The organism is Paenibacillus sp. VTT E-133280 (assembly GCF_002264385.1).
In the GTDB taxonomy this organism is placed as follows: Bacteria; Bacillota; Bacilli; order Paenibacillales; family Paenibacillaceae; genus Paenibacillus_AQ; species Paenibacillus_AQ nitricinens.
This window is the reverse complement of record NZ_NFUX01000087.1, coordinates 1-25,398: the sequence shown is the minus strand read 5'-3', so window position 1 is coordinate 25,398 and position 25,398 is coordinate 1. Positions and strand designations below refer to the sequence as shown.

Genomic DNA, 25,398 nt, shown 5'->3' with positions numbered 1-25,398 from the left:
AATGCATTTAATAAGTCAGTATGACTATAGCAGGAATACTTCTTAACGACAACATAATTTTTGGATGATTCCCTCCTGAAGCTCCAACAAGAATAAGGGGGCATAAGCCCCCCTATTCATCAATAAATTCAAAGCCTTTGCAGGATTCGTTCCCATCTTCCGGGATGGCTTTCATCCAAGTACACCGGCTGAAATCCTAATTTCAAATAAATGCGGATGGCGGGAAGTCTGAAATCATCGGTTTCTAAACATGCCGCCGTTCCCCCTGAATCTCTTATTTTGTGCAAGACAGCTAGACTCACAGCATAACCGAGACCTTTACCAGAATATTCTGGAAGCACTCCAACCATATGCATGTACCAGTTCTTATTGTCCTCATTCCCCGACTCCCAGGCCGTAGCAGTAGCTACAGGTTGATCCCCGCGGCAAATGAACAACAAGCGATCCGAATACAAGGGTACATAATCACTGATTTTATGAGCAAATTTAACTTCCCTAGTAAAAGAATGGCGTATCAGCTCCTCCCAGTTCCGTTCATCATCTGGCTCGAAATGGCGGATTCGATACCCTGAAGGACAGTGAAAAACAGGTAAGTCTGTCAGCCTTTCTTTTTTCATTACAAGTTTGGAAAGGGCCTGATCCACCGTCAATTCCTCACCTTCGCTCTAAAATCAGGAAAGGCTATGGCTTTTCCACCAGTCTCTACAGATTCCATAGACAATGTAAACACAGAGCTCCAAGTCACAGCGTCATATACATCCACCGATGGGGTTCGATCCTCCTGAATCGCTGAAATGAATTCCTCAAGCACCATAAAATCGCCTCCGCCATGTTTCGTCCCAGCGGCATATTCGCCCCATTTCATCCATGTTGGGTGATCATAGAGCGGTTGATAACTGCTTAAAGGCTCCCACATTTCTTCTCCATCTGCTATATTTTTGGGCGAGAGATTCTTGAACCAGATCAAATCCTCTTCGTACTGATGGCGGCCCGTAATATACGCTCCCTCAGTTCCCTGCAGTAAATAATGAGTTTTATTATGCGGTCTAACGGAGGACCAGTCTACACGCAGTTCAATCAGTACACCCTTTTCCGTTTGAATGACTGCAACCGCACTATCCCCTTGCCGCCAGAATCCCTCCCGCGCTGCCGGGTGATCTTTTCCATAATGCTCTCCGAAATAATATTGTAAGGATCTAGATTTGGAAACAAAAGACGAGACGCTTTTTAATCGATCACCCTCAGGCTTATTAAGGTTAATCCACTGCGCAACTGGACCAATAGAATGTGTCGGATAATTGATCCCGTTATACTGCTGATGTAATTGCCCTCTCCAGGTCAGAGAACCATCCGGATGATGCGTCAAATGACGTAAATCATGGATATAGCCGCCTTCAAGATAAGTAATTTCACCGAACATGCCTTGATCCGCCATATGTTTAATCGTCAGATTTGAGCGCGAGAAGCAGTAATTTTCAGACATCATATATTTAAGTCCAGTTTGTTCAACAGTTTCGATAAGCTCCCAAGCTTCCTCTAAAGATTGAATCGAAATCACTTCGCTTAGGACATGCTTACCCGCTTTTAATGCATCAATAGATTGTCTGGCATGCAGATGCATGGGGCTTAAGATAAACACCGCATCTATCGCCGAATCTTTTAACATTTCATGATAATCCCGATACGTTCGGATTTCTGGGAACTTCTCTTTCCATTGGTTAAGCACCCACTCATTCAAGTCACAAGTGGCGGTTAGATGTATCCGATCCGATAGAGAGTACAGTGCATTCATAAAACTGGCTCCGCGATTTCCACCTACGATCGCTAATCTTACTGGCTGACGATTCATTGCTGGTCCACCTGCTTTCTATCCATTTGAAGTCGATTGATGATTAGCTCCTGATCTCTTGTCTCCCCTTCAGCCTGGGGATATTTTTCATAATCAAAAATACTGAAGGTAAATAAGGAAGACCATTTACTCAATTGCTCGCTTGCCAGATTCACCATCTCTAACCTGATTTCATCTTCGAGCACAGTAAGGATTCGAGCAGCAGGGATATCCAGGATAGAGGCCGTTTGAATGAAATTCCAGTTTTCTTTTCTGACGATAGAATGAACATGATTATGGCCGTTGAAATAGAAACCCACACCTTGCCATTGCTTCAATATCGGCCAAATGTCCAAGCTGGGATCCAGTGACATCATTGGCTCAGTGGATCTAGCCGTCGTATTATACAGGGGATGATGACCAAAGACGAATAAAGGCTTTTCCGATTTACGCTTCATTTGTGCTTCGAGCCATGCTAGCTGTTCATCGTCAAGTGTTCCGCTCCAATCGTCACGATTTTCCCGTGCGGTATCCAGCAAAATAATGATCGCATTCGTCTCTTCGATAACACTGTATCGCTGCTGCCGAGTGACTGAAAGGATTTCTTCCTTAGGATAAGTGTATGTATCATGATTGCCAAGAACATGTAGAAAACGCCTGGAATGCTTGCTGTCCTTAATCTTACCCATAATATAATTAAATTCGCTAAATTCTCCTGCATGCACCATATCTCCCACGGAAATATGATAATCGGCCGGGATGGACAAGAATAGATTCATAAATTGCTCGTAAAAAGCATCTCGTGCCTCTTTAATCATAACCTTGTTGTTTAACAATTCGTCCGGATAATGTAAGTCCCCAATAATTGCCAGCCTCATAAATGCCTCCTCCTAACCTTTAATGCCAGAGCTCATAAAACTACCTATCACCTGCCGCTGGAACAATAAAAATCCAATCATTAAGGGTGCCGACACAATCAATGTAGCCGCACAAACGTCGGACCACTGTGCACCAGATTCCGTGGCTTTTGCGAACATAGCCAAACCTACGGTTAATAAGCGATTCTCCTCCGAATTGGTTACAATGAGAGGCCACAAGAAATCATTCCAATGAAAGCTAACCGACACGATCGCAAAGGACACATAAATCGGGCGTGACAGTGGGACATAGATTCTAGAAAGAATATGCAGGCGTGAAGCGCCCTCTACCCGGGCAGCTTCATCCAGCTCATAGGGTAATTGCTTGAAGGATTGCCTTAATAGAAACACTCCAAAGGAGGTGGCAAAGTAAGGTAGCATAATCCCCAGCTTTGTATCCAGCAAGCCCATTTCATTCAATACCTGATAATTGGAAAAGATAAGCACATCCGGCGGCACCATTATTTGCACCAAAAATAACATGAATAACAGATCTTTTCCGAAGAAACGTACCCGTGCGAACGCATATGCAGCCATTGTCATCGTAACCAGCTGAACCACAAGCACAACACCGCACACAAGCAATGTATTCATTAAAAATCGTCCAAAAGGCGCCCCATTCCATACATGAATCAAATTCTCAAACGTGAAGCCCCAAGACCATCCCGAATCAATAGCAACATCTTTGGGTAAAAAAGCCGTTCTTACCACCCATAGGAAGGGAATGATCCATATCCCCGAAAAAGCAAATCCAATCAAATGCCACAGTGTCTGCACAATTCGGCGCTTCGTCCTTTCGGAGCTCAGCGTACGCTCCTCTTCTAAAGCTTTATGTGTATTCTGCCTTAAAGCTAATGGCAGCTTCAGTGGATTATCCTCCATGGATTCCACCTCCTATTCATAATGAATTTTCCGATCCCAGCCAAAAAACTGCAAAGAGGAAATCAGGAGCAGCAGCACGATCATGACCACCGTCATCGATGCGGCCATCCCTTGATCATAGAAATTAAAGGTCGACTCGTAGATATAGTAAAGCAGCAGATTACTAGAATTATTCGGACCACCCTTTGTCATAATCCAGAGATGGTCTACCAGCTTAAACGAATTCGTGATCGCCACAACAGCCACGAACAACGTAGTCGGCATCGTGAGCGGAATTGTTATTCTGCGGATGGAATTGAATGTACCGACTCCGCTTACTGCAGCCGCTTCATATAAATCCTTGGGAATCTGCTGCATTCCTGCTAAATAAAAAATCATGAAATATCCGGCCTCTTTCCAAATCATCATGACAACTAATGCGCCCATCACCGTATCAGGTGTTCCCAGCAAATTCACAGGCTGATCCGCGATCCATGAAGCCAGTCTGGCAAAGAGCCCAAAATGAGGGGTATACAGAAACAACCAGATGTTCGCCACAGCGATCATCGGGATCATATTCGGATAGAAAAATGAAAGACGTGCCAGTCCCCGCCCTTTTATCGCCTTGTCGGCAAATAGTGCCATCAAGAAAGCCAAAGCCAATGAAGTGGGTACTGTGCCAATGGCGAACCATATATTGTTACTGAACACTTTCATAAAGACATTGTCGTGCAATAGATTAGCGTAATTGTCAAAACCGACGAACAAAGGCTCAGGAGTCGCCAAATTTTTCTCATAAAAGCTAAGCCAGAACGATTTAAACATAGGGTAATAAGTAAACAAGCAAAGAAAGAGCAGCGAAGGCAACACAAGTCCCCAGCCGAATCCGTTTCTTCTAAGCCTCTCACTCCATCCGGCATTCATACCATTCAATCCTTCCATGATTAAGGTTTCTACGATTAATGAAAAAAGTAATGACGCCAGAACAAGCTATCCAGCCATCCTGGCGTATTCCATACCTCAAAGCTTACTTATTGAAGGGAGCCAGTGCCTGATCTGCTTCTGCTTGAGCTTTTTTAAGTGCACCTGCTGCATCAATTTCTCCGGCCAATGCCGCTTGTATCTGGTTCGTAATTGCCGTCGATACTTTACCATGATTATGAGTGGACAATTCCCGGAACGCATATTCCAATTGATCTCTCGCTACCAATGCTTGCGGGAAATCTGCCGTATACTTCTTCATAGCATCTGTATCGTAGGCAGATTTTCTTACGCCCACATAACCGGATGAGCTGCTAAAGAGGGCAGCTTGTTCTGAAGCTGTCATGTATTTGGCGAATTCCCAAGCAGCCGCTTGTTTTTCAGGAGAGGTGTCCTTGAAAATATACAGGTTACCGCCACCAGTCGGTGATCCAAATTGCTTTTGTGCGGGAGGGAACGCTACACCAAACTCGAATTTCGCATTATTTTTTACGTTGGTTAAGTTGCCGCTTGTATGCATCATCATGGCTGTTTTACCTTGAATGAAATCCGTTGGAACGGTTGCCCAATCAATAACACCTTCCGGCATCGCCTTATATTTATGGGACAAATCTAACCAAAATTGTAATGCCTCCACATTCTCTGGCGTATCGAACATCGCTTTTTTGCCGTCGGAAGACATTATGTTTTGCTTCGGATCAGTAGCATTTTGTCGTGCAAGCATTTGAAACATCCAATACGAATCATCATTTCCCGGAATTTCCAGCCCCGTATGACCGTCTTTGTTCAGCTTCTTAGCATAAGTTACAAGCTCATCCCATGTAGTGGGTGGTTTCTCTGGATCAAGTCCTGCGGCTTTGAACATTTCTTTGTTGTAATACATAACAATCGTACTCCGCTGAAAAGGCAGACTGTACGTTTTACCTTCAGACTGTGTATCCTCTACAAAGGCGGGATAAAAATCAGCCATCTGAATATCCGTGTCCTTCGAAATATAATCATCGAGCGGAATGATTGCATTCATATCGAGCATGCTGTAAAGCTCTGTTGACATCATGACCGCGACATCAGGTGGCTGTTTGGCCTGCACACCCGCTTGAATTTTCACGGTATTGTCACCGTAATTACCTGTGTACACGGGATTCACCTTAATCTCCGGATGCTGCTCCATGAAGGTGCTAGCCATCCCATCAATTACTTTAGTGAGAGGGCCACCCACGTTGACCGGATAATAAAAGGTAATCTCCACCGGCTTAGCAGCGGCTGGAGTCTCTGTAGATTCTGAAGTTGCAGCGATGGCTGTTGCCTGAGTAGTATTTTTATTTTCTTTGGCTTCAGCCGTACTGTTATTAGATTGTCCGCAGCCCGCAACTGCCAGCATAGAAACGGATAGTAGTGTTAGAATAGTTTTGGTTTGCTTTAGCATTTCTGTTAACCCCTTTTTTCGCTTGGATTTAAATTAAAATGCGTAATGGCGAAAGTTCACACTAATGCGATTCGAGCCTACATCAAGAATATGGAGCTGTGCACCATCAGCGGTAGGCAATACAGCAATTCCTTGGGCTTCAGTACCACTTGGCAGATTGCGATCAAAGGCAACAGATACGTTTCCAGTCTCCGGATCAATCTGATAAACCGTTTGGGTTGCGTTATCCGTAGAGGCATACAGAACACCGTTGTACACTTCGGCACCTTGAATTCGATCAATACTTTGGGAAAGTGGAACGGTTGTGATCACATGCATATCATCAAGACTTAGTACATTCAAGACGCTAGCATTAGACCACTGAGCTGTGTAGACCTGACCGCGAGCGGCATCAACAGCTACCCAAGGCACACCGCCAATATGCAGATTCAATGGTAAAGCATAGGATGTCCCCGTATATTTTAAAGTGTTCACATCATAGAGAGCGATGTACGGATGCTGATAGTTTTTGCCGTCTTCAATAGGAGCGTATATTTTACCGTTATAGTAGGAAATATCACCGATATGGTCTCCACCTTGGGAGGCAATCTCCAGCGGAATAGCCAATTCATTTCGTGCTTTTACGGTTTTGCCATCCAGCCCAGTCCGTAAGAGCCCATACGAGGAATTAAAGATCCATGAATTCCCGTCTGTAGCCACCCCTTGTCCACGTTCCAAGGCATCAAGTAACCAGAAAGTTTGCTTAGAAACTTCATGCCAAGTTCCAGCAGTTGTAGCTGAAGCTGAAGTTGACTCTGCACTGATTTCTACCTCTGTGCTTACTAGGTTATCCGGTCCGACTGGTGTGGCAGATGCTACTAAAGATAAAGAACTGGTCGTAAGTACCCCCGCGCAAATCAGACTGAATAATCTCTTTAATCTCATGTTTTCTCTCCTCCTAATAAGGTTGTAGTTCGGCATTTGTACGCCTTACTTCAACCTTATTATAGGAGCTGGCAACAGCTCTCTAATTGAACAAAATACTTCTTTCCTTGAACAAAACTCTCATTTGCATAATAAAATTAATAAATCATATGATTAGGTTTGGAGGAGCTTTGATTCGCATACAGCTTTGGGGTTAGGCCGGTTTCTCGTTTGAATAATCTAGTAAAATGTCCTTGATCGGCAAAACCAACCTGAGATGCAATTTCCTTCAAACCAATTTTTCCGGAACGAATAAGAAATTTAGAGCGTTCGATTCTCAGGCGAATTAAATAATTATGGGGTGTATATCCTGTCTGTTGTTTGAAAATCCGAATAAAATGCGACTGGCTCATATTAGCCATGCCAGCGAGATCAGTCAGTTGAATTTCATCTTCTAAACGCTCACGCATAAATTGAATGACCTGAAATATTTCTTGATTGGCTGGCGTTTTTCGGTTCGAATGCTGGGGAATCACTGAAGAATAGTGTTGTAACAAGTGAATAATTAACATATTGGATAAAGAGTCGCTATATATTTTCCCTTTGGCACCGCCATTCTGCAATTCCTCCAGCATCCAAAGCCCTAATTGCAGCAGCTTGGAATCCTTGACATGAAATTTGCGGTCCAGCTGGATATGGCCTTCTTTCAGATAACCAGATTCACGAGCAATCTCTTCGAGGACCGCTGGCGTAATTTCTATTTTCAAAAAATAGAGCGAGGTTCTGCCCCAAGGGCAAAGAAGGCTCTCATTACATGGGGTAATATGAATAGTGTAGTAATTTTCGTAGTATGCGGTGCAGTGAATGCCTATTAAATATTTTGACTCCGAGGATGGGGTGAAAGCTTGCTGCGGGCTATACCATTGCGAAACCTGAAGCTTATCCCAACCAAAAGTATCACTTGCAAGGACAGGCTGAGTAGCTGCAAAGGACGATTCTTCCATTTCTTTCATATTCATCCCCCTTTTCCCTTCAATATAGCAAGCTAGTATACGCTCCGCGTCAATGAGCTGTAAAAGCTATATTAATTTCCTCTTAGTATTCAAAAGGTTATTTACGTCAGAACAGCAAAAAAGAGGGGTTAATCCCCCTCTTAAATATTTTACATATTTTATTTCTGTAACTCTAAGTATGAACATCTATTCCAATTTAAACTGATTTACTAAAGCACGCATATCATTCGAGCCCTCTTGTAGTTTGCGAGCAGATGCGGCAATTTCCTCCATAGAAGCAAGCTGCTCCTCTACGGCAGCAGATACAGTCTGTGCAGCCGAAGCTGAGTGCAATGAAACCTGCTCGACCTCCATCACTGCAGCAGATATTTGTTCGGAGCCCGTGTACATCTGTTGTGCGGCGGTCGAGGATTGCTCCACCTGATCTACGATGGTGCGGGTGGCCTGAAAAATGCGTTCAAATGCTTTACCCGTATCATCAATCGCTTGAACCCCTGCTGCGACTTCATTTTGACCTTTACTCATCGAATGATGGGCATGGCCAATACTCGCAATAATTTCTTCAACCATGACTGAAACCTGCTCAGCCGCTTCACTTGTTTGTCCTGCCAGCTTACGAACTTCACTGGCTACCACTGCAAATCCCCTGCCTTGCTCTCCTGATCTAGCAGCTTCAATTGCCGCATTAAGCGCCAGCAAGTTCGTTTGCTCAGATATTCCTTTAATGGTGCTGACAATGGTGCCTATTTGTTGAGACTGCTCATTTAAACTAGTAACGGTAATCCCTAAATCATCAACCGTATTACTTACTGCGTTCATTTGCTCGGAAGAATTAATGATAAGGCTATTTCCTTTATCAGCCTCTTCCAGTGTTTGCATGGACAGCTGATAGGCATGTGTAGAGGCTTCGGCTACTCGCTGAATCTCTTTTACCATCTCCTCCATCGACTGTGAAGTCTCTTGTGTTGAGGTAGCTTGTTTCTCACTATTGTTCGCCACTTCAGTCATTGAGGATGAAGTCTGAACAAGTGCCGCTGTGGTCTCACCTAACGTTGAAGACAACTGTTTGGAGGAAGAAGCTAATAACTCCGAGCTTATGGTTAAATTCCCAACTAACTGACGAATGTTACCCGATAATTGATTGAAGCTGATACCGAGCTGTCCGATCTCATCCCGATTGCTTACAGTCAATGCTTTACCGCTTAGATCCCCTTGAGCGATCCGTTCAGCTTCACGGGCTATGCGTACAATCGGTCTTGAAATATGTTGTGCAAATATGTATATTACGGCGATTCCGATGACAACGCATACAATCAATGTAGTAATAATTCCCTTTAGTATAGTTTGTTGACCGGTATTATAGTCCTGCATATAAGAGCCTGCTGCTACGACCCAGCCCCAAGAGGGTGATAATTTAGCATAAGATATTTTCAACGCTTCTTCTCCTACTGCGTTTCCAGTACCATCCGATTTAGGTAGCGGCCATTTATAGTAAGTAGCTCCACCACCGTTCTGTGCTGCTTTAATCAAATCCTGTATGTAAAAAGTACCGTTTGAGGTTTGTTTATCCCAAATATTGTCTCCCTCAAGTTTGGGATGAGCAAGCAGTTCCCCTTTGTTATCTAATATAAAGAAGTAGCCGTTTGGACCCAAATCAATTGATTGATTAATGGGCCGAGTACCATCCTCATTTTTGTTCCCAAGTAGTAAGGTCCGTACTTGCTCCTGTGCTTCCACTTCAGTCAACTGACCCGATTGGACGGAGATTTCCAAATTCTCAATTAAGGCGACAGCCAGGTTTACACTTGAACTCAATTTACTCTCAATAAGCTGATTCGTTTCTTTGACTGAAATCTGATAAATAACTGCTCCTAATATTCCGATGGGAAGAATTAGTAGCGTAAGTGACATCATGAGCAGTTTTTTCCGAATTGTTAGTCGCATCCTTGTACGTGTAACTTTTACCATATACACCGCTCCGCATCCTATTAGAATTAATTACAAATTAATACTATAGTACTAGTTTTGGGAATATAAATCAAAAAAAGAAATTCATAATTTAATAAAAAAAGCAAACGCTCCCCTATTAAGGGGTCCGTTTGCCATTTATTCAATGAAACTCTAATTCCCTACTTCTCATCCAACCACAATATCGCTGTTACTCCACGGGGATAATATTTACTGCCCGTAATCTCCCCGGAAATAATTTGATCACTCCAGCTGAAGATCGATAATTCTGGATGGGTAAGCCATGCAGCGTGAGCGCGATCTGCTGCCGCTCCGCGTTCATCCCATTCCAGTCCCAGAATATTGCGGGCGATGAACTGCGAGAGATAGATTTTGCTAAGCCAGCTGTTATTGCTGGTAGATGAGATTTTCCAACCACCGTCATCAAATAAACAAATGCCCGGCTTCAACACCGCATGAAGATGCTTGTCGAGTGCACCGATATATGCGGCGAACCGTCCATTGCGATCAAGAGCTTCCTTACAACCCGTATAGTACGGAAATACAAGACCCTCAATAGCTGGAATGATCTTGGAGTCATTACCTTCTCCAATCACAGCCGGGATATATCCATCTGCTGTAACGCTTGCCACCATCGTTGCGGCACATTTCTCTGCTTGAACCCCTGCTGTTTTGGACAGCTCCACACGATCATACGCTGCAAATATTTTCTCCATAGCTAAGTAAGCGGCCCAGCATTTTCCTGCCAAGTAAATATTGTTGCGCGCCTGACCTAAAGAGACATCCAGACTGTCATAGGTAGTAATCTCTGCTCCACCCATCGTACGTGAGCTATCTAGCGCCATAACACCGTTTCTGTGCTCAGGATCTGGATGATCCCGATTTAACATACTATCCAAGCACTTCTCCAAGATACTCAGATTACGTTCCATCCAGCTCCGATCACCCGTGTGCTCAAGATAAGTTGCCGCACTCAGCACCCAGTTTACCAATTGTTCATGTGTCATATGAGAGAAGCAGCCATCAATGCCATATAACTCATAAGAGGAATAGCTTGGACGTGAAACTACATTGGCTACACCCATATCATGTGTGAAGCTAATTCCACCAGGATACTCTGTTTCATCTCCAGGGAAACGCACCGTATCTTCATAGCTGAATCTTTCTACGAACATATCCAGCTCATTACGAACCGTCCAAGGATTCAGTCGCAGCTCGTAGAATAACTGATCCACGGTCAGATCAAACGTATTCATCATCCGGTATTCGCCTTCGTTGACGATCCAGAATGGCTTATTCTTATTATCCAGTAATTGTGTGGAACCATAATAACTACGAATCGCATGCGCTAACATAAAGGTTTGATCTTCAGATAGGTTTGTATGATTAAACATCTGGTTAGCTTTCTCCGCTGCTTGTTTAAGAACATCGAATTTAGCTAATGCATATTCGGCTACTGCCTCAACATTGTTAAAATAGCGATTATAGTAATAGGAAGCATCCATACCAGAGGTAACATAACCCGAACGGTGAAAACAAATCGCAAACCGGTACGTTTCTTTTACTCCGGCTGGAACATCCATGATCAAAGCGCCCACGCGGCCCAGTCCAAAGGTCCAATTCTCCTGTAGCTCCTCACTTAGAATATCCTCCATCGTGAAATGAAGTGCGGACTTTGCAGTTCCTTTCTCGGCAGCAATCGCAATAAATCTTCCTTGTCCAACCCCTGTAATTTCAGTCGATACATCATCCAGTCTTCTCATTCCGCTATACACATCTGTTCCCTGAAAACCAAAGAACGCACGGCGTGAAGCGGCTGATGCAGTGTTGTCCACTTCGAGCTCAACCAGCACTGCTGGCAGCAGTACTTCCTTCAAATCTTCCACGGATGCAGTTTCAGGATCGGGCACTGATCGAACAGGCGAAAGAATTCGGAAGGACAGATCCCCCGCACTCCAGCTATCTGTAGCTACTTGAAAATCTCTAGAAATCTCACCTTCTTGAAAAGGGAACAGAATATTTTCCTTATCTGGATTGGGGTCCGGATTCTCGATATCGTAGCGTTTGCTCTCGTCATCTCCGCCCATCTCGTGAAATGGCAGTGTGTCATACCCTTTCCCATCAGTGCGTTCTAATCCTATGAATATATTCTGTCTAGGAGGTTTGGCCATCTCCAAATCGAAACCACCACTAGCTCCTTTAAATCCTAAAGTAAAACTCGCAAATGCACCGATCGGTGAATGATGAGCATTAAAGAATTTATTATGTGCCATAAATAAATGCACTCCCTCCAACATGATCCCGGATAGCTCCGGGCTATATATCCATGTTATCGATATTCCTGGAAGTCCAACAGGGCTAAAGCCTTCTATTATTTGGGCAAATCAAACATCGATAACAACCTATGATATAATTAAGCCAAATTTTATTGTAAAAGAGGATTGAAATGATCTCGAATGATCCCGCCTTCCATAATTCTATTGATGGTCAAATGTCTCCGGACATTCAAGCAGCCTTCCATATCTTTGCCGCGCATTGGAGAAAAGTGAATTCGGATTGGCAATATCCCGTACACACTCACCCGATGTTTGAGATTAACGTTGTCCTTCAGGGGGAGCAGCAGATGACTGTTGGCAATACGTCTTTCATCCAACAAAGCGGTGATATTTTGTTCATTCGTCCCGGTGTGGAGCATAGTAGTCTAGGTTCAAATGCTAACCGTGATATGACATATTATTGCCTGCATTTTGATATCGATGATCTGATTTTACGGCGGGCCTTACTCACAGCAGATGCTGTTAGTCTAAGTGGAAACACGCCTGAACTGCTCGCCATCCGTTCAGCTCTAGACGTAATCATTAATTCTTCTATTTTGTCAGAGTCTAAGGATACACATAGAAATCGCCTGATCACCTTGCATGCTTCCCTACAGCTTCTGACCGCACTCAGCGGTTGGGTGCTATCGGAAATGCCTCTCCCAGCAGATACAGAAGCTACAGAAAATACTGTGGCCCTGGCTAACGCCATTGAAGGACTATTGCAGGAATCCGTCTCCACCGCTGCCAGCACAGGCGAAAGAGGTGGCGGTATTGAGAATATTGCAGCAAAGCTTGGATACAGTACAACACATTGCAATCGTGCTTTTCACCAAATCTATGGGATGTCACCAAGGCAGTATTTATCCCGCTTAATCATTCGACACGCTAAACTGCTGCTGATGGATAATAGTCTATCTGTCGAATCGGTTGCTCAACGACTGGGGTACCGTGATGTGTCCCATTTCAGCAAGCAGTTCAAACGATGGACAGGTCTGCCTCCGATGGGTTACCGCCGATTAACTGCGAATCCGAGTACACTCTAAAGATCGTTACGCCAAAGAAAATAGGATGTATTCCGCTGTCCACTAAGTGGTTACAGGATACATCCCTCTTATGAATTACCCCTTCGAAGAAAAATAGAATAGCCACTACTATGGTAACCATAAAAAGTGCGATTTGCCCAACTCTTCTGCGTGTCTGCATCGTCATTTTAGAGCTGCACCTCCCGCTTCGGGAGAACTTTCACTTGGAAGACTGTAATGATCAGTATGATTAAGAACAAGACCATGGCCAGCGCCGTACCAAAGCCTTGCCTTAATTCACCAAACCCAACTTTATAAATAATATAAGTTAACGTCTCCGCCTCAAAGCCCGGACCGCCATCGGTCATAACCGCAATCTGATCAAAAATCTTCAAGGCGCTGATCATCGACAGTACCATACATACAGTCATCGCCCCCGTAAGTAGTGGAAAGGTGATATGTCGGAACTGTTGCCAGCCCCGTGCTCCATCAATGGTTGCCGCTTCATTCAATTCCTGCGGAATACCTTGCAATCCAGCGAGATAAATGATAGCAATGTAGGGAAATAAAACACACTTCTGAAGGTTTATTGTGCTAACGTGTCTCGTTTGTTTACTTGTCTTTTAAGCTTTATGTTCACCCCTAAAACAAGCAATTAATGAAACTATTAAACCTAAAAATGAAACACCAAGTCCCAATGCTGTTGCTGAACCACATTACCCCAAACTTTCAAATTCCCACAAGAAAACTATACCATTTTCTTTTCAACTAAATTGCCAGTTAGTTGAACAAATAAAAAACGGTTGCCGAAGCAACCGTTATTCCACTAACATGTCCCGTTATCTTAATCTAAGGGATCTGTTATTCTTTTAATAATATTGACGCTATCATCCATTTGCCATTAGAATTTAGCCGCAAGTTAATATTGTTAGTTTCGATAACTTTCATTAGCTGTAATGCTCTCTTTTTTCGATACAATCCGTGAAGTTCGGTTGTTCTGCCTTGCTATAGTTTTGTCACTCCGTTCGGAAGTTCGGAAGCCGGCGGCCAGACGATCGCTCCGCTGCGGTTCATGTACCCTCTGATTTCCTCGCGTGAATTCTGATCGAGCAAGCTGATCACCGCCAATTCGCCGTTAAAAACGTCAGCCCAATAGAATTGCGACTTGATCACAAAGCGGCCGGATGTATTGATATAGCCGTACCTCTGCCCCTGGCTGGCCGGAGCCAGGCCGCCCTTGAACAACCCTCCGGCTGTAAAGCCCTGGATGACTTTGGTGCCCTTCTTATTGATGTAGAAGGTGACTCCATTACGCTCGACAAAAGCCAGTCCTTCCGAGAATGGCTGCGCCATGCTGAACTGCGGTTTTATCAGGTAATTGCCGTTTTTGTCGATGTACCCGTATTTGCCGTTCACGTAAACTACTGCCGCCCCGTTTGAAAACGGTGTGGCGTAATCATACCGGGGCGTAACGCGGAGCTTGCCCGTGGTGTCGATATAGCCGTATTTGCCGCCGAACGCAAGCACTACGGTCGCCATACCTTCGGAGAAATCGGACGTCGAGCTATACCGGTAAGGAATGACCAGCTCTCCCTTGGTGTTGATGTACCCCGATGCTTTGCCCACATTGACCCGAGCCAAACCTTCGGAGAAATTAAACGCCCGGGTGTATATGGGCTGTACGCTCACCTTGCCATGGCTGTCTATATATCCGTACCGTGTCGCCGTAGCTCCGTCAGAATTCTGAACCTGCGTCGTATACAGCGCACGGTCATTATAAAGAATGCCGGCATCTCTCAGCTTGTATTCGAATAGCTTGCTGCCCGCCGAGCTGAAATAATATTGCTTTTTAGCCGCATGGTTCTCGACATACACCGTTCCTCCGGATACTCCTGAATATCCGTATCCATCGTACACCGCCTCGATGACCTTCTTGCCTTTGCCGTTGATGAAACCGTATTTTCCATTAACTTCAATCGGATACAGTTGATCGCCTGTCTGCGCCTGCATAACGGTCGCACTGGCAGCCAGCGATTGCTCCGCCACGTTTGTGGTGAATACCATCGTCGTAAATAGAAAGGTAAGAGCCATCTTTTTAAGCACCTGTTCTCCACGCTCCTCAGAGACTATTTTCCATTCTTTAGTATAGACGACGCTTGTACCGGGCTTGTTGCGCGTGATTGGGAATAAATCACAAAGACATTCGCTTAATCCCACATTTCGCCCGCCAACATACTGCTGATCAGAAAAATGCAGTTTTGTTCCGCAGTCTTACGGACACAGGAGCTGCTATTTGGTGAAATATGATAAACCTACTTATCGGTGGATACGCCTACTAGGAAACACTAACATTTTTTTTACTTAATTTCTTAAATACCGAGTATTCCTGATTGGACTTAATAAAACTTAATATCTTTTCGGCACATTCTTTTGGATTCATCTCTTCAGTATTTACTTCGAGGTCATATTCATCAAAGCAATATACTTTGCTAAACTGTGAAGCTGCCAGTCCAAATTTTCTATCTCCTCTTGCTTTCTCTCTTCTTATGAGTTCTTCTTTCGAGCATATTACACCTATAAATAACGTAGGCTGATCGAAAAATTGATCAAGAAACGCATTAAATCTCTTGTCATTGTCGATTACTGTATCTACTACTACATTAAAACCCATTTCTGATAACAGTTTAATTGTCGAATGGTACACTGAGAATATGGAATCATCAAGTATTTGTGAGACAACTAGATGATCTATTTCTCTTGGAGGTTCATCTGGAAATTTATTATTAATAAAATCATTGTAATTATTAAAAAAATCATCAATTGATAAATGATAAAAAGGAATTTCTTTCTGATTTATCAGTTCAGTCGATATGGAGGTCTTTCCAGAACTTGAAGTTCCATTTAGATAAACTAAGATCCCCTGCTTCAAATTAATCATCCCTTCAAAAAATAATCTCTGCGTATTTTTCAGATAACGTTATAATCACAAAGTTCATAAAATTATCCAACTCATAAAAATTAGCGAGAATAGCTGTATCTACTAGCAGTGTTCAGAATAAGCAGAACTTTACCACGATAAATTGACAATTCAACAGGCTCACCATGAATTGACTTCGCTTGAAAATCATAAATAGACATCAGACCATTCCTCCGCATTATTATTAAAAATAACATAATATAGGAATCTCCTCTACTTATTTCCCTCAACAAACTCTCAGCTCTGGGGCTTATCATAACTCGCTGGAGGACTTTTTTTATTACCTATAGCCAATTGAACGATAATCTGAAGCACAATGATTACAGATAAACCATAGAAAGCTTGTACGAAGCTGCCCGTTGCATCGTGGAGCCAGCCAATGGCTAGCGGACCAAGTGCTCCGAGAATGTAGCCACCTGACTGGGTCATTGCGGACCAGCTACTGGCTTCCTGAGCATTGCTTGTTTCATCAATGGGCAACATCAGTGCAATCGGGAACAGTCCACCCGCTCCAATACCGAGTGGAATCGCCGCGAGCCAGGGGCTAAAGGATAAGTTCAGCATCAGGACACCCATCAACTCTAATAACGCACACCCGACAAGCCAGATTACACGTCTTTGGTAACGGTGTACAAGCATGGGAATGAACAACGTAGAGGGCAGCGATATCAATGTAAATAAGGTTTGGATGTTTCCGGCCGTCTCTTGACTATACCCCTGGCTTTGGATTGCTGGCGCAAGCCAAGCGGTCAACGAGTAGAAGATCGCAGCCATCAGCCCGAAGAATAATGTCAGCACCCAGGCACGCTTGTTATTCACCGGAAGTGGTGCAATAAGTACACTCGAGATTTTACCGGATTGTCGATCTATGCGCGCAGACCAGGCTAATTTCAACCAGATTGGCAATGCAATGGCTGCGAGAAATGCCCATATAGCCAACGAACCCCTCCACGATCCACCCAGCGCATGCTGAAGCGGAACCGATAGTCCAACACTAATGCTAGCCCCCATCACCATCGCTGTAGAGTAGATACCCACCATGGCTGCCACCCGGTCAGGGAAGTACTGCTTAATGAAGCTGGACAACAGCGGCCCTGCCAATGCAATTCCTACACCGGACAGAAAAGAAGTGAACATCATTAAAGGAGTTGTTCCAACAAACCATCGGAGTCCCGTACCTAACCCAATGAGGATTAAAGCCAGAACAATTGCGCCCTCATTTCCCCACTTTCTGCTTAATCTTACGGAGAACGGAGCAAATATGCCCATGCATAATACCGGAAGTGTGGTTAACAGACTGGCGGTAATCCCGCTTATACCCAGATCATTCTGTAAGGTGCTCATTAGAGGTGAAATGGATGTAATGGGTGGTCGTAAATTCAGTGAAGCCAGGATAAGCGCCAAGACAATATAAAAAAGTTTCATTATGAATCACCTCATGGTAGTATCGTTGCATTTCACCTATGATCCTATTTGTTAATAACTGATCTTTGGGTGGTGCATGATTAAGTATAGAATCATTAGAATGATTGAACAATACTATAGTTTCTATTAAAATGATTACTAAAACCAATGATTAGAGGGTATTCATATGGAGATTCGTCAGATGGAAAATTTCATTACTGTATGTGAGGAGCTTCATTTTACACGAGCAGCTGAAAAACTTGGTATTTCACAACCTACATTGAGTCAACAAATACGTGCATTGGAGGATGAACTCGCTGTTCCCTTATTTGACCGAGTCGGCAAAAAGATTGTGATGACCCAGGCAGGAAATCTGTTCCTGGAGCACTGTGTACAGATGATTCGGCATTTACAAAATACCCAGGATGCGTTAGCTGAATTCCGCAATGATCAACGAGGTAAGTTGGTGATTGGTGTTCTCCCTTCCGATCTGGACTACAGGCTCACCCCATTGCTCGTGAATTTTCATACACGATTTCCCAAGGTACAGCTGAAGGTTGTCTCCTCGATCTATGTCTTGAATCAAGTGCTGAATAATGAAGTAGACATCGGCATCGAGATCACGTCTGCTCCTGATGATCGGCTAGTACGCATTCCATTGTGCAGTGAAGAATATGTACTCGTCGTTTCCGAGAATCATGATTGGGCTGAACGAAGCACGATCGGAATCCAGGATCTGCGTAATATCCAAACCGTGATGTTCCCCGAAGGATTTACAGGCAGAGAATTGGTTGATGGCTATTGCCGTAAATATGGATTCAGTTTAAATACGATCATGGAGACCAGTTCAGCTACTTCCATTATTAGCTTGGTTAAAGCCAACGTCGGAGGAACATTGCTGCCTTATCGTTTGATCCAAGCGATGAATGAACCAACTCTGCGCTGCATCCGAATTACAGACGATCCGCCATACCGTCACTTTGAGATCATTCATCGGTCCGAGCGTTTCCTGACAAAATCGGCCAAGGCATTTATTGAGAAAACTATCGAGTATTTCAATAAAGGGTGAGTTGCGATAGAGAGAAGTTACTAAGGAAACCGCATAATGCTTGACAGAAATGTCACTGCGAATTCTTTTGTAAGATTCGCTTCTGCTGCCAGAAGTAGAGTATAGTTGGAGTGGGTAAAAATATATTCCAGGAGGCAACAGCCATGTCACAAGAGATCTGGATTAACCTTCCAGTTAAAGATGTTGAGAGGTCAACTGCCTTTTTCAATGAGATTGGATTCCATGCAGTGAGCGTTGGTAATGAGAGAGCCAAGCTTGACATAGGCCAAACAACGATTCTGCTATTCCCGGATGCGGCGTTCGAGAAATTCACAGGTTCTAAAACCGCAGATACTTCCCATAGCGCAGAAGTAATATTTTCCATTGGAGCTAAAAGCCGAGAAGAAGTAGATGCCTTTATTCAAAAAGCAGAGTCTGCCGGAGGAAACATCTTTGGCAAGCCGAGTGAAATTGACGGCTGGATGTACGGCGCAGGATTTGCCGACCTGGACGGTCACCGCTGGAACCTGCTGTACATGGATGAGAGTAGAATGCCGAAACGCTAATATAAAAACGCCGGTCACCAGCTTAAGGGTACCGGCGTTTTTTTTTACCCACTATTTCATATCAGTAATTCAATTCAAAATCGTTGATTAGAAGGAAAAATTCGAGGGTTAAACTTATACAAGTCACCTGGGTTAGCCCAAACGCATATTTGAACTAACATGCCTGATCATTGAACAAACTACTCCCAGTAAGGAGTACCACTAAAAAGAAATTCTTCTTTATTTACATCGCTTAAATTCCCGTCTTGCTAATTTACTAATGTGACTGGGTAACCACTCATTAGCTTCAGGCAGCCCAAGCCAAAAATTCATTGTTTCGAGTTGGGCTGCTACAAAGAAGCCTTCCAAACGTTGAACATAGTTATGAGGCAGGTCGAATTGTTGTGTGTAAGATTCTAGCAACTGGTCTCTGAATGCTGGGTGGATATAAGAAAGTGTCCAACCTAAATCGAATAAATAATATCCGAACCCACAAGCTCCAAAATCAATAGCTCTAGCTTCTTGTTCATGAAACACAAAATTACTTGGTATCAAATCTGCGTTATCTTAGTAACGTATTCACCAATGTTATTTTTTATAGGTGATGGCAACACCAGATCTGTATCATTTGTTAATGATTCCAGCCAAATCATTTCTGAATGGATGACTTTTTCATCAGACCAAATACTTTCCATCGAATCATTTTTTGATAGATGTATTCGCAAACTATATCAGTTACTTTCCTTATCTGTCACTTTATAGATGGTGTTTGCATTTTGGCCAATATGAGCTATTGATTGATAAGTAATTGAATAACAAGTTAATGCTTCTATAGCAATATCCTGAGTATCTAGCACGGTATCTTCCCTCCCCTTGAAACGACCGAATAAGGACATCGTACCATAATATTTTCTAATAATTTGAGAGAGAGCTCTTATATTTATATTTTATCCATTACTTAGTTTATAAAGGTAACCTGCTCATCAATGTGTATTGTTCAACTATCGTTCTTGTTACCTAAAAAACCTAAATCGAACTGAATGCAAACATTATTTCAGATTCGCATACCAATTCATTATTTACTGTGGCGACTCCCTTTCCTTTGACGATTTGTCCCTTAATTCGAATTACTTCAAATTCAAGAAGGAGTTGGTCTCCTGGTTTTACTTGTCGTTTAAAACGACAACTATCAATACCCGTCAGTAAGCCTATTTTATGATTGTTGCCCTCAACGTTGGACATTGCGATTCCACCGACCTGTGCCAGTGCTTCTACAATTAAGACTCCAGGCATTACGGGATAGTCAGGGAAATGACCGAGAAAATAAGGTTCATTAATGGTTACATTTTTAATTCCAACAGCTCTCTTCCCCTCATTAATCTCCAATATTCTATCGACCAAGAGAAATGGATTTCGATGAGGAATAATCTCTTTAATTCTTTCAATATCAAGCATGGATTTGCCTCCTAATCGGTTTAATATCATTTTATCGCCTTTGAGTTAAACCAGCCCGAAAATAACTCAACGTAACTCTAGTTAAACTAACCTATCCGTTAGCGTAATAACTGCTCCAAATCAATAACAGGGTATATACTCTCCATTAAAATGATAATGATAGCTGTTATCTATTCGGACATATCCGAGTATACAATGATCTCTATCCCTGTATGAGACACTAGAGTAGTTTTTATTGTCTTTATTGCCTTCAGCAATTAAAATTCCATTGTCATCACAAGCTAAAACAATACCGATATGATCGTGAGAATGATCGGAGAGTAGCTTATCAAAAATAACAATATCACCACGTGCCGGATTAAATTCTTCTTGTTTAGCGTCATAGAAAAATCTAGTATCGGGCAGCAGAGCCCAATCCAACCACGCACCAACCCCAGCTAGCCGATACATTCGGTTAGGATATCTAATTGGAAGAAGTATTCCAACCTGCATACAGCAGTAGTATACAAATGCAGCACACCAATTACCTTCTAGTACTTTATAGATATCAGAGTCCGGCCAATACTTGCAAATTTCCCGATAACGTTCATCTTCCGGTACCCCGATTATGTTTTGCCCTGCGAGCTTTTCCGCAAAATCAGCCAGCATAAGTCGCCTGTCTTTAGTCTCTCTATTTAATGCTTCCACATCTACGTTAAATTCCGTATCTACATTTCCCTCCGGAATCCCTAATTCAATAAATACTTTTTGTAGTCTATGTATATCGGTCTTAAGCATATTATTACCTGTATTTTGAAAGTACATCTGCAATAAAATAGCGTCTTTAATAACTTCCTCATCTGGTCCATGAACTCGATGTCTATCTTCTTGATAAAAGATTGATCTAAGAATTACTGACATCTCTTCGTCGGTAAAGATTTGGGTGCTGCGTATTATAGGTCTTACCGCATCTGCACTGTTGTGACCAGGAAAGGTATTTATTCCAGTTTTATAGAAATAAAAATCGTGTAGCACCCCCGCGATCGCAGCGATTTCCGAATCTAGTCCTCTTCTCATAGCGAGCATCGAAGCGAAGGTAGACACTCCTGAAAGATGAGCCCAAGCTTTCTGATTTTTGAAGTTGCTCTGCTTTTCATAAACATAGGATCGAACAATTTCAAGTCGCTTAGATTTCTTCTCACATATCATAATTAATTCCCCAATCCCTGAACTAACTCAGGACAGAAACCTATCGAACGTTCTACTGCTACGTTTTGGAAAAGTATTTTATCCGCCTTTTCCAAAAGTGTGCCACCGATGCCCATTCTTCTGTATTCTTCGTTAACAAACATCGTCGTCAACGCTCTTCTCTTAAAACCACCAAAAGAGAGAAAACCTTCCGTCAAGTCGTTGTAACGAGCAACAAATATATCATCTGAGGGCATATCGTTACTCTGTTGAGACACATTAAACTGTTCATTTTTACACAACATGGCTGTGATTGAAGCTTCGTCCCTTTCGGGTTTATAGGGTTCAATAATTAGTTGTTCCATCGGCAGTTCACCTTTCAAATTAGGCATTTAATACTGTAACATTTTACCACAATATTCACATATAAGCGTTACACTACTACCCAAGATTCGAATATGACTGGGGCAATAAAACCGAGAATTGTAAATGTTGATTGCAAAGCGGTTCTCCAATGGTCTATCCCTACTAAGCCCATCACACTTAAAAAAAACGATAATCGACGTACTCAGAATTGTGTAATGTCGATTAAACATGTTCTTGTAGTCTGACATCGGAGGAAATATATCGTTATTAATGCTTATTAATGCGAAAGGCATGCTAAAACTTAGGATCACCAAAAATCCCCTCGACCGAGGGGATTTTTCCTATTGCGATGCATTACGTCTCTCCTAACATTTCCTACAAACGCTAATGATAGATGAAGATGACGGAGAGAACGGAGTCTTATCCCAGTCAGCATATTGATGTTCGACGCGAAAGCCGTGAAGGGTTAATAAAGATTGCAGCGTAGCCTGATCTGTGAACCGACAAGCAATTCGGGAATTCGTTCGTTTATCCCCCCAATCACGCATCGTGACCCAATGCATGATATGCTGGCTAGCATCGTAACTTTGTGTACCTGATACCTTGACGTTTTTCCCATCCTTATCAATAAATGATCCCCATTCTGTCTCCTCTTGATCAGATAAATCCGTTCCCTCCGGATTACGGGTCTCGAATGCAAAGATTCCATGGGCTTGTAAATGTTTGTGAACGGTAGTAAGCAAATCGTTTTGATCTTGATCACGTAAGAATGCCTGAAATGCATTGCCAGTCAAATAAATCATTGAAAATCGCTTGTCCGATTCAAAGGTACGTGCATCGCCTTCCATAAAAGTAGCAGTCAACCCTTCCGCCTTCAACTGCGCATATGCAATCATCGCTGAAGAGATATCTACACCGGTCATCTTTATACCGGCTTTCGACAGGGGTATAGTTGTTAATCCCGTACCACAAGCAAGTTCTAACACTTCACCAGGACTCGATCTAGCAAGCTCAAGATAAAACTGATATTTGTCCATTTCACCGTCAAATTCAAGATCATAATTTACCGGATCCAGATATTCTTCAAGATTGCTATGTTCAATCAACGCCATCCCCTTCTTTCATTTCAATGTTACATTGGAGAAAAATAATTTTCATAAGAAAAACATGTGCTTAGTTAGACGCAGAAAGGATAATCTAAAAAATAAAAAGCCTATCGACATTCGTGCTTAACATTATTTTACTGTTTTTTTTATAAACCGTTTGGTAATTCATAGTTATAATCAATTTTTATCGCACCTTAAATAACTACTCTTTAAGTCGATAATCATTACTTTATTCTGCCTGTTGCCTTACAATCAGTAGTTTGTGTACTGAGAAGAAAAACAAATAATTTTCACTTCGAAAACCAACAGGTTCTAAAGAAGTGCTTCTTTGGAAATTTGTCAGTTCTTTCTTATGGACCCACTTTTCAAAATCGGAGCTATCAGGGTTTGTCCAAAGTAAAGCAAGTAAGACTATACCCACCACAAGAATCAGCAGTCTCAAACTGAGCCCCCCTACTAGAAAGATCAGTTATAATATGTATGTCGATCACAATATGGAGATGACTTGTTTTCTCATTCCATATTGGTATTTAAATTCATCTAAACTACCCGTTAGTTGAATAAAGGCAGCTGATCGCATTGATTACCGGGCTGCCAAATTGTATTTGAGCTAACGTAACCCAATAGCTTAACCGTTATTTATTTTATGATACGGTTCTCCGCGCTGTCTGTAACGGCAAGTTTTAGGGCCATCCTTTTGTGGGATGGCCCTTTCATTTTTTTCATTATGTTGAACTATGTTCCCCGTTAACGAGCCGCCTCATAAAAACAGAGCATCTGAGGTCGCGCATCAGATGCTCTGTTTTTAGTATTGTTTTATGACCTTGTTCAAATTTATAAATCTTCTACACCGGTGGGTCGGTTTTTACTCGATACATTTGGCTTCGTGTACATTTTATTGAGAATGGTCGTTTGCACGATAATGAATATACCGCCAACCGCCCAATATAATGGTAATGCGGCGGGCATCTGAAAAGAAAACACACCCATCATGATAGGTGACAACAATCCGATGAAAGCCATTTGGTTATTTGAATTTTGCTGAACCTGCGCTGAAACGGATTGAGACACGCGGAATTGAAAGTAATACACCGCAGCAGCAATAAGCGGCAAAATCATATCAGTTTTCCCCAAGCTAAACCACAGAAAATTGTCAGCTGCAATCTCTGGGGTACGACGAATGGCGTAGTAAAATGCGAGGGTGATCGGCCATTGGAGAAGCATCGGTAAACACCCCATGTTTAAGGGATTAAATTGATGCTTCTGATAGAGCTGCATCATCTCGACTTGCTCTTGTTTTTTTGCATCCGCACTGACGTCGTTCTTATACTTCTCCTTAAGTGCAGTTAACTCCGGCTGGAGGACGACCATCTTTTCTTTCATATCCATTTGTTTCTTGGTTTGATTCATCATGAGCGGCATGATCGCAAGTCTGATGATGAAAGTCATCAGCACGATCGATAATCCGTAGTTTCCATGAAATGTATTCGCAAAGAATTTGATCAAGATCGAAAATGGATAAATAAAAAAGTGGTTAAATATCCCTGATGAATCGGCATTAATCGAGTTTGATTGGGATGCTGTCGAACACCCGCTGAGCACAATGATCGGAATAACTCCAATCAACATGACGAGAATGGGCTTCGCCCATTTTTGAAGCAATAAAATCTTTTTCATCATTGTCCTCCCTAATTGAAAGTATGGAATATCAATGTGGGGAAGGACCATTGTCGTCTTCATCAGGTGCTTCTCTTCGTCTGGCGTTACGTACTATCCACCGCTGAATGCTGCTCGGTTGCGACAGTCTGACAGACACAAACCAAGTTGAAACGGCTGGAGCAATTTCATAACCCCAGTGTATCTCTTGTAAAGAAATATAGGTGAATGGAATTGACACTAAGGAATAGATGAGAGCGATCGAAAATGCCAATTGAACCAAGTCATAAAAATGCTCCAGTCAAGTTCACCTCCGCATGAGCCATGTTGGAAAAATTTGAATAATGATTATACGTTAGAGAAAACGGTGTGGTTTCACTAACCTGCCCGTGGGACTTGATCCCGAACGCTATAATGTTCACCCCTACTTGTCATGA

Annotated in this window: 25 protein-coding genes and 1 pseudogene; 3 read left to right on the top strand and 23 right to left on the bottom strand. The window is 42.8% G+C overall.

Annotation, left to right across the window (positions count from 1 at the left end; genetic code table 11):
- Positions 1-128: 128 nt before the first annotated feature.
- The 10 genes from CA600_RS27155 to CA600_RS27110 form a co-directional block, all read right to left on the bottom strand.
- Positions 129-644 carry a GNAT family N-acetyltransferase gene (locus CA600_RS27155; RefSeq protein ID WP_094874261.1) on the bottom strand — a complete coding sequence of 172 codons (516 nt, stop codon included), beginning with the start codon at positions 642-644 and terminating at the stop codon, positions 129-131.
- A 2-nt stretch (positions 645-646) separates the two neighbouring features.
- Positions 647-1,849: a Gfo/Idh/MocA family protein gene (locus CA600_RS27150; RefSeq protein WP_094874260.1), complete on the bottom strand. Its 1,203-nt coding sequence runs from the start codon at positions 1,847-1,849 to the stop codon at positions 647-649.
- A complete protein-coding gene (locus CA600_RS27145) occupies positions 1,846-2,706 on the bottom strand; it encodes a metallophosphoesterase family protein (protein ID WP_094874259.1) in 861 nt (286 codons plus the stop codon). The genes CA600_RS27150 and CA600_RS27145 overlap by 4 nt, the downstream gene beginning before the upstream one ends.
- Positions 2,707-2,718: 12 nt before the next feature.
- Positions 2,719-3,627 carry a carbohydrate ABC transporter permease gene (locus CA600_RS27140; RefSeq protein ID WP_094874258.1) on the bottom strand — a complete coding sequence of 303 codons (909 nt, stop codon included), beginning with the start codon at positions 3,625-3,627 and terminating at the stop codon, positions 2,719-2,721.
- 12 nt (positions 3,628-3,639) lie between these two features.
- A complete protein-coding gene (locus CA600_RS27135; protein WP_094874263.1) occupies positions 3,640-4,530 on the bottom strand; it encodes a carbohydrate ABC transporter permease in 891 nt (296 codons plus the stop codon).
- A gap of 103 nt (positions 4,531-4,633) precedes the next feature.
- Positions 4,634-6,013, bottom strand: coding sequence for an ABC transporter substrate-binding protein (locus tag CA600_RS27130; protein ID WP_094874257.1), 1,380 nt, complete (start codon positions 6,011-6,013; stop codon positions 4,634-4,636).
- Positions 6,014-6,046: 33 nt separating this feature from the next.
- Positions 6,047-6,937, bottom strand: coding sequence for a DUF6923 family protein (locus CA600_RS27125; RefSeq protein WP_094874256.1), 891 nt, complete (start codon positions 6,935-6,937; stop codon positions 6,047-6,049).
- 137 nt (positions 6,938-7,074) lie between these two features.
- The gene (locus CA600_RS27120; protein ID WP_179281755.1) at positions 7,075-7,929 is read right to left on the bottom strand and encodes an AraC family transcriptional regulator; all 855 of its coding nucleotides are present in this window, start codon (positions 7,927-7,929) and stop codon (positions 7,075-7,077) included.
- A gap of 186 nt (positions 7,930-8,115) precedes the next feature.
- Positions 8,116-9,897, bottom strand: a complete 1,782-nt coding sequence (locus CA600_RS27115) for a methyl-accepting chemotaxis protein (RefSeq protein ID WP_094874254.1) — start codon at positions 9,895-9,897, stop codon at positions 8,116-8,118.
- 161 nt (positions 9,898-10,058) lie between these two features.
- A complete protein-coding gene (locus CA600_RS27110; RefSeq protein ID WP_094874253.1) occupies positions 10,059-12,170 on the bottom strand; it encodes a glycoside hydrolase family 52 protein in 2,112 nt (703 codons plus the stop codon).
- 173 nt (positions 12,171-12,343) lie between these two features.
- Between CA600_RS27110 and CA600_RS27105 the strand changes: the two genes are divergently transcribed.
- Positions 12,344-13,258 carry an AraC family transcriptional regulator gene (locus CA600_RS27105; RefSeq protein WP_094874252.1) on the top strand — a complete coding sequence of 305 codons (915 nt, stop codon included), beginning with the start codon at positions 12,344-12,346 and terminating at the stop codon, positions 13,256-13,258.
- A 167-nt stretch (positions 13,259-13,425) separates the two neighbouring features.
- On the opposite strand, the gene CA600_RS27100 is transcribed toward CA600_RS27105, so the two are convergent.
- From CA600_RS27100 to CA600_RS27080, 5 genes and pseudogenes are all read right to left on the bottom strand, one after another.
- Positions 13,426-13,794 carry a carbohydrate ABC transporter permease gene (locus CA600_RS27100; RefSeq protein WP_256990038.1) on the bottom strand — a complete coding sequence of 123 codons (369 nt, stop codon included), beginning with the start codon at positions 13,792-13,794 and terminating at the stop codon, positions 13,426-13,428.
- Positions 13,795-14,242: 448 nt separating this feature from the next.
- On the bottom strand, positions 14,243-15,454 hold the full coding sequence (locus tag CA600_RS27095) for a WG repeat-containing protein (RefSeq protein WP_094874251.1): 1,212 nt from the start codon (positions 15,452-15,454) through the stop codon (positions 14,243-14,245).
- 118 nt (positions 15,455-15,572) lie between these two features.
- Positions 15,573-16,166, bottom strand: a complete 594-nt coding sequence (locus CA600_RS27090) for a chloramphenicol phosphotransferase CPT family protein (RefSeq protein WP_094874250.1) — start codon at positions 16,164-16,166, stop codon at positions 15,573-15,575.
- A gap of 95 nt (positions 16,167-16,261) precedes the next feature.
- A pseudogene (locus CA600_RS27085) lies at positions 16,262-16,375 on the bottom strand (glutathione peroxidase); the annotation flags it as partial.
- A 76-nt stretch (positions 16,376-16,451) separates the two neighbouring features.
- Positions 16,452-17,639 carry an MFS transporter gene (locus CA600_RS27080; protein ID WP_094874248.1) on the bottom strand — a complete coding sequence of 396 codons (1,188 nt, stop codon included), beginning with the start codon at positions 17,637-17,639 and terminating at the stop codon, positions 16,452-16,454.
- A 181-nt stretch (positions 17,640-17,820) separates the two neighbouring features.
- Between CA600_RS27080 and CA600_RS27075 the strand changes: the two genes are divergently transcribed.
- A complete protein-coding gene (locus tag CA600_RS27075; protein WP_256990036.1) occupies positions 17,821-18,687 on the top strand; it encodes a LysR family transcriptional regulator in 867 nt (288 codons plus the stop codon).
- Positions 18,688-18,830: 143 nt separating this feature from the next.
- Entirely contained in the window at positions 18,831-19,232 is a 402-nt protein-coding gene (locus CA600_RS27070) for a VOC family protein (RefSeq protein ID WP_094874246.1), read from the top strand.
- A 219-nt stretch (positions 19,233-19,451) separates the two neighbouring features.
- On the opposite strand, the gene CA600_RS31960 is transcribed toward CA600_RS27070, so the two are convergent.
- From CA600_RS31960 to yidC, 8 genes are all read right to left on the bottom strand, one after another.
- Complete coding sequence (locus tag CA600_RS31960; RefSeq protein WP_256990037.1) at positions 19,452-19,748, bottom strand: hypothetical protein; 297 nt, start codon at positions 19,746-19,748, stop codon at positions 19,452-19,454.
- Between the two features lie 194 nt (positions 19,749-19,942).
- Complete coding sequence (locus CA600_RS31955) at positions 19,943-20,068, bottom strand: hypothetical protein (protein ID WP_256990035.1); 126 nt, start codon at positions 20,066-20,068, stop codon at positions 19,943-19,945.
- Between the two features lie 169 nt (positions 20,069-20,237).
- Positions 20,238-20,666: a 3-hydroxyacyl-ACP dehydratase FabZ gene (gene fabZ / locus CA600_RS27060; RefSeq protein WP_094874245.1), complete on the bottom strand. Its 429-nt coding sequence runs from the start codon at positions 20,664-20,666 to the stop codon at positions 20,238-20,240.
- A gap of 120 nt (positions 20,667-20,786) precedes the next feature.
- Positions 20,787-21,854, bottom strand: a complete 1,068-nt coding sequence (locus CA600_RS27055; RefSeq protein WP_094874244.1) for a CHAP domain-containing protein — start codon at positions 21,852-21,854, stop codon at positions 20,787-20,789.
- A 2-nt stretch (positions 21,855-21,856) separates the two neighbouring features.
- Entirely contained in the window at positions 21,857-22,198 is a 342-nt protein-coding gene (locus CA600_RS27050; RefSeq protein WP_094874243.1) for a GNAT family N-acetyltransferase, read from the bottom strand.
- 366 nt (positions 22,199-22,564) lie between these two features.
- Positions 22,565-23,311, bottom strand: coding sequence for a class I SAM-dependent DNA methyltransferase (locus CA600_RS27045; protein WP_256990034.1), 747 nt, complete (start codon positions 23,309-23,311; stop codon positions 22,565-22,567).
- Positions 23,312-23,534: 223 nt separating this feature from the next.
- Complete coding sequence (locus CA600_RS27040) at positions 23,535-23,747, bottom strand: hypothetical protein (protein ID WP_094874242.1); 213 nt, start codon at positions 23,745-23,747, stop codon at positions 23,535-23,537.
- 392 nt (positions 23,748-24,139) lie between these two features.
- The gene (gene yidC / locus CA600_RS27035) at positions 24,140-24,982 is read right to left on the bottom strand and encodes a membrane protein insertase YidC (RefSeq protein WP_094874241.1); all 843 of its coding nucleotides are present in this window, start codon (positions 24,980-24,982) and stop codon (positions 24,140-24,142) included.
- Positions 24,983-25,398: the final 416 nt, after the last annotated feature.

Excerpts from the sequence above, each read along its gene's own strand:
- yidC (WP_094874241.1), bottom strand. The coding sequence starts at position 24,982 with ATGAAAAAGATTTTATTGCTTCAAAAATGGGCGAAGCCCATTCTCGTC.
- CA600_RS27080 (WP_094874248.1), bottom strand. The coding sequence starts at position 17,639 with ATGAAACTTTTTTATATTGTCTTGGCGCTTATCCTGGCTTCACTGAAT.
- CA600_RS27105 (WP_094874252.1), top strand. The coding sequence starts at position 12,344 with ATGATCTCGAATGATCCCGCCTTCCATAATTCTATTGATGGTCAAATG.
- CA600_RS27115 (WP_094874254.1), bottom strand. The coding sequence starts at position 9,897 with ATGGTAAAAGTTACACGTACAAGGATGCGACTAACAATTCGGAAAAAA.
- CA600_RS27110 (WP_094874253.1), bottom strand. The coding sequence starts at position 12,170 with ATGGCACATAATAAATTCTTTAATGCTCATCATTCACCGATCGGTGCA.
- CA600_RS27125 (WP_094874256.1), bottom strand. The coding sequence starts at position 6,937 with ATGAGATTAAAGAGATTATTCAGTCTGATTTGCGCGGGGGTACTTACG.
- CA600_RS27050 (WP_094874243.1), bottom strand. The coding sequence starts at position 22,198 with ATGGAACAACTAATTATTGAACCCTATAAACCCGAAAGGGACGAAGCT.
- CA600_RS27070 (WP_094874246.1), top strand. The coding sequence starts at position 18,831 with ATGTCACAAGAGATCTGGATTAACCTTCCAGTTAAAGATGTTGAGAGG.
- CA600_RS27120 (WP_179281755.1), bottom strand. The coding sequence starts at position 7,929 with ATGAAAGAAATGGAAGAATCGTCCTTTGCAGCTACTCAGCCTGTCCTT.
- CA600_RS27130 (WP_094874257.1), bottom strand. The coding sequence starts at position 6,013 with ATGCTAAAGCAAACCAAAACTATTCTAACACTACTATCCGTTTCTATG.
- CA600_RS27140 (WP_094874258.1), bottom strand. The coding sequence starts at position 3,627 with ATGGAGGATAATCCACTGAAGCTGCCATTAGCTTTAAGGCAGAATACA.
- fabZ (WP_094874245.1), bottom strand. The coding sequence starts at position 20,666 with ATGCTTGATATTGAAAGAATTAAAGAGATTATTCCTCATCGAAATCCA.
- CA600_RS27150 (WP_094874260.1), bottom strand. The coding sequence starts at position 1,849 with ATGAATCGTCAGCCAGTAAGATTAGCGATCGTAGGTGGAAATCGCGGA.
- CA600_RS27055 (WP_094874244.1), bottom strand. The coding sequence starts at position 21,854 with ATGATATGTGAGAAGAAATCTAAGCGACTTGAAATTGTTCGATCCTAT.
- CA600_RS27075 (WP_256990036.1), top strand. The coding sequence starts at position 17,821 with ATGGAAAATTTCATTACTGTATGTGAGGAGCTTCATTTTACACGAGCA.
- CA600_RS27145 (WP_094874259.1), bottom strand. The coding sequence starts at position 2,706 with ATGAGGCTGGCAATTATTGGGGACTTACATTATCCGGACGAATTGTTA.
- CA600_RS27045 (WP_256990034.1), bottom strand. The coding sequence starts at position 23,311 with ATGGCGTTGATTGAACATAGCAATCTTGAAGAATATCTGGATCCGGTA.
- CA600_RS27135 (WP_094874263.1), bottom strand. The coding sequence starts at position 4,530 with ATGAATGCCGGATGGAGTGAGAGGCTTAGAAGAAACGGATTCGGCTGG.